The following is a 5,706-nucleotide window of genomic DNA, read 5'->3' on the forward strand; positions in this document are numbered from 1 at the left end:
GGGAGTTCGTCGACCTCGCCGCCCGGCTGCGGCGCGTGCTGGAGGCCTGCTGATGGTCGCGCCCGCCACCGACACCCTGCCCATGAGCGGCGCCTTCGCCGAGGACGCCGAGGCCCAGGCCGCTTTCGCCGGCACCCAGCGCTTCCTGGCCTGGCGCCGCCGGCTGCTGCCGGTGCTGGCCGTGGCCGCGATCCTGGTGCTGTGGGAGATCGCGGTGCCGCTGTTCGGCATCAAACCCTTCATCGCCCCGGCGCCCAGCGCCGTGGCCAAGGTGCTGGTCGCCAAATCCGGCATGCTGCTGTCGAACCTGGTGCCGACCGCGATCGAGGCGCTTCTGGGTTTCCTCTTGGGCAATGCCGCGGCGATCCTGATCGCGGTCGCCTTCGTCTGGAAGCGGACGCTGGAGGAGGCGTTCTTCCCGGTGGCGGTGATGATCAACACCATCCCGGTGGTGGCCAAGGCACCGATCCTGGTGCTGCTGCTGGGCAACGGCATGGAGCCGAAGATCGCCATCGCCGCGCTGATCTGCTTCTTCCCGACCCTGGTCAACATGACCCGCGGCCTGCGCGATGTCAGCCCGCAGCAATTGGAATTGATGCGCATCCTGTCGGCCTCGCCGCGCGAGGTGTTCGTCAAGCTGCGCCTGAAGAATGCGCTGCCCTATTTGTTCTCGGCCCTGAAGATCGCGGCTTCGACCGCCGTGATCGGCGCCATCGTCGGCGAATGGATCGGCGCCACCAAGGGCATCGGCGCCCTGATCATCCAGGCCACCTACAACTTCGATTCCCCGCTGCTCTACGCCACCATCGTCGTCGGCTCGGTGTTCTCGGCGACCTTCTTCGGCGTGATCAGCTGGGCCGAGCACCGCTTCCTGAAATGGAACGTCCGCGCCGCCTGACGCGCGCGGCCCCCACCTCCCGACCCCATTGCGGAGCCATCAGCATGGCCACGACGCCTGACACCATTGTCGAACCCGAAGGCCGCATCCCGGTCGCGGCGCGCGCCGACCTCGTCGTCGTCGGCGGCGGGCCGGCCGGCATCTCCGCCGCCGTCGCCGGCGCCCGCAACGGCCTGTCGGTGGTGCTGCTGGAGCGCTACGCCCATCTCGGCGGCCTCGCCGCCGGCGGCATGGTCCTGGTGCTGGACGACATGTGCAACGGCGCCGAAATCAGCGTCCGCGGCCTGTGCGGCGAGATGATCGACCGGATGGAGCGGATCGGCCTGTGCGTCGCCCCGCCCGAGGCCGACCGCCGCTCGGACCCGGCGATGTGGCGGAAATGGTCGCGCTGGGGTGTGTTCGACTTCCACTCCCACATGAAGCCGCAGCCGATCTGCTACGCCGCCGCCTTCGACCCCGACGGCTACAAGCGCGTGTCCAACGACCTGGTGCGCGAGGCCGGGGTCAACCTGCGGCTGCACAGCTGGTTCTCCCGCGCCATCGTCGAGGACGGGCGGATCACAGGCGTCATCTGCGACAGCAAGGAAGGCCGCCAGGCGATCATGGGGTCGGTGGTTGTCGACGCCACCGGCGACCTCGACGTCGCCGCCTCGGCCGGCGCGCCCTTCATCCACGGCGCCTTCATCGTCACCACCGTGTTCCGCCTCGGCGGCGTCGACACCGAGGCGGCGGAGCGGTTCGAATACGAGGAGCCGGAGGCCTTCGCCCCGGCCGACCGCGAGGCCAAGCGGATCATGGGCGGGTCCTGGGACAAATGGTGGCTGAAGACGCCGCTGCCCGGCGTGGTCTGGTGCAACTGCCCGCACATGGCCGGCTTCGACGGGCTGAAGGTCGACGACCTGACCCGCGCCGACTTCCAGGGCCGCGACCGCATCGCCGCGCTGCTGGCCTATGCGCGGGAGAAGATGCCCGGCTTCGAGAACGCCTTCATCGTCGATGTCGCGCCGCAGGTCGGGGTGCGCCAGTCCCGCCTGCTGGATGGCGTCCATGTCATGTCGAAGGAAGACGTGATGCAGCGCCGGCACTTCGCCGACAGCGTCGCCCGCGGCCGCGACTACTACTATCCGTACCGCTCGCTGCTGCCGCGAGACGTGTCGCAGCTGCTGGTCGCCGGCCGGCACTACTCCGCCACCTCCGCCGCCCAGCGCATCTCGCGCGAGATCCCGCCCTGCATGGCGATGGGCGAGGCCGCGGGCGCGGCGGCGGCGCTGGCGCTGCAGGCCGGTGTCACGGTCGACCGGGTGGACGTCGCCCGGCTGCAGGCTACGCTTCGGGCCCAGGGCGCCGATCCGGGCGACCAGCCGGCGGCCAATGCGCAGGTGGCGGAAGCCGCGGAATAGGGAAGGGCACGAGCAGCATGCAGAGCGACGGGATCCAGCCGCTGTCCGGCATCCGGGTGATCGACTTCTCCCAGGTCATGCTCGGCCCCAGCGCCACGCAGGTGCTGGCCGATTACGGCGCCGACGTGATCAAGATCGAGCGGCCGGGCGCCGGCGACCTGTCGCGAAGCTCGATCCCCGACGACCCGGACGGGCCGAACAACCCGGTGTTCCGCAGCCTGAACCGCAACAAGCGGTCGATCGCGCTGGACCTGCGCGGCGACGAGGGCAAGCAGGTGGTGTACGAGCTAGTGCGCGGCGCCGACATCGTCGTGAACAACTTCCGTGCCGGGGTGATGGAGCGGATGGGCTTCGGCTATGCCCGGCTGGCCGAGATCAACCCGCGCATCATCTGCGCCTTCGGCTCCGGCTTCGGCCAGGCCGGGCCGCTGGCCTATAAGGGCGGCCAGGACATCCTGGCCCAGGCCCTGTCCGGCGTGATGATGCGCAAGTGCAACGACGACGAGCCGCTGACCATCTACGCCACCTCGCTGTGCGACTATTCCGCCGGCATGCATCTGGTGCAGGCGATCCTGCTGGCGCTGCTGCAGCGGGAGAAGACCGGCCGCGGCCAGCAGGTCTCGGTGTCGCTGTTCGAATCCATGCTTGCCATGCAGATGCAGGAAGCGGCGATGTGGCTGCAGCGCGGCCGCGACTTCAGCTGGGGCGCTTATCCACTGACCGGCGCCTTCCCCACCACCGACGGTGCCGTCGTCCTGGTCGGCGCCTTCAAGGCCAATCCGCTGCGTGACATCTGCACAGCATTGGGCCTGCCTGACCTCTCGGCCGATCCGCGCTACGCCGACTTCGCCGGCCAGGTGAAGCACAAGGCCGAGCTGCAGGCGCTGTTCCGCGAGCGCTTCGCCACCGGCACCACCGAGCACTGGCTGGCCCGGCTGGACGAGCAGGACCTGCTCTGCGCCCCCGTCCTCAAGCTGTCCGACGCGCTGGCGCACGAGCAGACCCGGGCCAATAGCAGCGTGGTGTCGCATGAGCCGGGCGACCCGCTGGCGCTGATCGGGTCGCCGCTGACCATGGATCCCTCGGCCTTCCGCATCCGCCACGCCCCGCCGGCGCTGGGCGCCGACGGCGACGCGATCCTGACCGAGGCCGGCTTCCCGGCATCGCGGATCCGGGCTCTGCGCGAGGCGGGAGTGCTGTCATGACCGTGCGCTTCACGGTGGAGGGCGAGATCGCCCGCATCACCCTCGACCGGCCCGACCGGATGAACGCGGTCGACCGGGCGACCGAGCAGGAGCTGATCCGGATCTGGGAGGCGATCGAGCGCGACCGGTCGATCCGCGCCGTGGTCCTGACCGGGGCGGGCGACCGCGCCTTCTGCACCGGCGCCGACATGAAAGACGGGGCCGGGGTGAGCGGGCTGGAATATTGGGCCGCGCCGCGCCCGGGCGGCTTCGGCGGCATTGCCCTGCGCGAGACGCTGGATATCCCGGTGATCGCCCGGGTCAACGGCCATGCGCTGGGCGGCGGCATGGAGATGGTGCTGGGCTGCGACATCGTCGTGGCCTCGTCCGGCGCCAGCTTCGGCCTGCCGGAGCCGCGGGTCGGCCGGCTGGCGCTGGATGGCGGCATCGCCCTGTTGTCCCGTCGCCTCAGCCACGTCCAGGCCATGGGCCTGCTGCTCACCGGCCGCCGCATCGGCGCCGAGGAGGCGCTGCGGCTGGGCCTGGTCAATGAGGTGGCGGCGCCGGAGGGGCTGGATGCCGCGGTCGACCGCTGGGTCGCCGACATCCTGGTCTGCGCGCCGCTGTCGGTGCGCGCGATCAAGCAGATGGTGCGGGCGGGGGCCGGGCTGACCGCCGCCCAGGCCCAGGCGCTGCGCCTGCCGGCCCTGGTCGAGGCGCTGCAATCGGCGGATCAGGAGGAGGGCGTTCGCGCCTTCCGGGAAAGGCGTCCGCCGCGCTGGCAGGGGCGCTGAGGGGGCGCCATGACCCACATCATCGCCTCGGCCTGCATCGACGTGAAGGACGGCGCCTGCCAGAAGGTGTGCCCGGTCGACAGCATCTATGAGGGCGGGCGGATGATGTACATCCATCCCGAGGAATGCATCGACTGCGGCATCTGCCTGTCGGTCTGCCCGGTGCAGGCGATCTATGCCGATGACGAGCTGCCGGCGGCGGAGGCGGCGTTCCGGGCCGCGAACCGGGATTTCTTCGGCCCCGGCGTGACCGGCTGGGGCGCGCCGGGCGGTGCCGATGCACGGCATGTCAGCGCGCTTGATCATCCGGAGATCGCGGGCCGCCGTGCGGCCGCTGCCGACCGGCAGCCATAGGACGTATCGGCTCCGGGCCGCCGGGCTGCGCTGGCGTGAGATCGCGGGCAGGTGCTTTCTCTTCTGGAGCCGGACCAAGCCGGCCGCAGCTGTCAGAGCTGGAACTGCAGCCGGCGAGACAGCACGATGCCCGCCGCCCCGCGCAGCGTGGCGCGGCCCCTCTGGTCGGTCAGCAGCACGCGGGGCTCGCTGCCGGGGCGCGACGGCACCAGCAGGCCGACATGCGCCTCGATCGCCGTCCGCAGCCGCTCCCCGGCCTCGACTACGTCGCCATGCAGCACGAAATGGTTCGGCGCCAGGGTCTGCTGCAGATTGGCGATGCCGACCGCGATGTTGCGGGCATAGAGGTCCAAGAGCCGCGCGGCCGCGTCCGACCCCGCCTCCGCCTGTCCGGCCAGCGAGCCGGGGTCGTGTCCTCGGGCAGCCCGGCGGCCCGCGCCTGGCGCCGCAACCAGCCGGTGGTCGCCACCGTCTCCCAGCAGCCGCGGCGGCCGCAGGCGCAGACCTCGCCGTCGAGCTGGACGAAGGTGTGGCCCAGCTCGCCCCCCGCGCCGGCCGGGCCGCTCTGCAGGTGCCCGTCCAGCTGCAGCGCCCCGCCGATGACGTCTGACAGGTACAGCACCGCGAAGGTGCGCAGACTGCGGCCGATGCCGAACCAGCGGTCGGCCAGCAGCAACGCCCGCGGGTGGTGGTCGAGATAGACCGGCAGGCCCGTCTCCTCCTCCAGCACCGTGCCGAGGCCGAGGCCGGACAGCACCGGCGCCAGGTTGACCTTGACGATGACGCCGCGCTCCGTGTCGATCATGCCGGTGGCGCCGACGCCGATGCCCAGCGGCGGCTGCCGGGCGGCCGCCAGGGTGCGCGCCAGGCTGGCGAGGACGGCCGCCACCGCGGCCCGGGGATCGCCCTCCGTTGGAAACTCCTCGCGCTCGACGGCCGTGATCTCCCCGGTCCAGGACACCAGCGCGGTGCGCACCGACCCGTGCCGCAGGTCGACCGCGCCGATCTGCGGCGCATCGCGCGAGAACTGCAGCGGCCGGGCCGGCTTGCCGCCGGCGCCGCCGGACGAGGCGGGC

At 71.6% G+C, this 5,706-nt stretch carries 7 protein-coding genes; 5 read left to right on the forward strand and 2 right to left on the reverse strand.

Going from position 1 to position 5,706, the window contains the following annotated elements; all coding sequences use genetic code 11:
* Nucleotides 1-52 precede the first annotated feature (52 nt).
* Genes P409_RS24690 through fdxA form a run of 5 tightly spaced genes read left to right on the forward strand, consistent with a single transcriptional unit; the run spans nt 53 to nt 4,630 of the window.
* Nucleotides 53-898, forward strand: coding sequence for an ABC transporter permease (locus P409_RS24690; protein WP_034844822.1), 846 nt, complete (start codon nt 53-55; stop codon nt 896-898).
* Between the two features lie 44 nt (nt 899-942).
* The gene (locus P409_RS24695) at nt 943-2,298 is read left to right on the forward strand and encodes an FAD-dependent oxidoreductase (RefSeq protein WP_034844823.1); all 1,356 of its coding nucleotides are present in this window, start codon (nt 943-945) and stop codon (nt 2,296-2,298) included.
* A 17-nt stretch (nt 2,299-2,315) separates the two neighbouring features.
* A complete protein-coding gene (locus P409_RS24700; protein ID WP_034844824.1) occupies nt 2,316-3,503 on the forward strand; it encodes a CaiB/BaiF CoA transferase family protein in 1,188 nt (395 codons plus the stop codon).
* On the forward strand, nt 3,500-4,276 hold the full coding sequence (locus P409_RS24705; RefSeq protein WP_034844825.1) for an enoyl-CoA hydratase-related protein: 777 nt from the start codon (nt 3,500-3,502) through the stop codon (nt 4,274-4,276). The genes P409_RS24700 and P409_RS24705 overlap by 4 nt, the downstream gene beginning before the upstream one ends.
* A gap of 9 nt (nt 4,277-4,285) precedes the next feature.
* The gene (gene fdxA / locus P409_RS24710; protein WP_034844827.1) at nt 4,286-4,630 is read left to right on the forward strand and encodes a ferredoxin; all 345 of its coding nucleotides are present in this window, start codon (nt 4,286-4,288) and stop codon (nt 4,628-4,630) included.
* Between the two features lie 92 nt (nt 4,631-4,722).
* On the opposite strand, the gene P409_RS41290 is transcribed toward fdxA, so the two are convergent.
* Both P409_RS41290 and P409_RS24715 read right to left on the reverse strand, forming a co-directional pair.
* Nucleotides 4,723-4,983, reverse strand: coding sequence for an ROK family protein (locus P409_RS41290; RefSeq protein ID WP_274519178.1), 261 nt, complete (start codon nt 4,981-4,983; stop codon nt 4,723-4,725).
* Nucleotides 4,893-5,706: ROK family protein (locus tag P409_RS24715; RefSeq protein ID WP_152613522.1), on the reverse strand; the 814-nt coding region annotated here is incomplete at its 5' end. The genes P409_RS41290 and P409_RS24715, both read right to left, overlap by 91 nt.

The organism is Inquilinus limosus MP06 (genome assembly GCF_000767795.1).
Taxonomy (GTDB): Bacteria; Pseudomonadota; Alphaproteobacteria; order DSM-16000; family Inquilinaceae; genus Inquilinus; species Inquilinus limosus_E.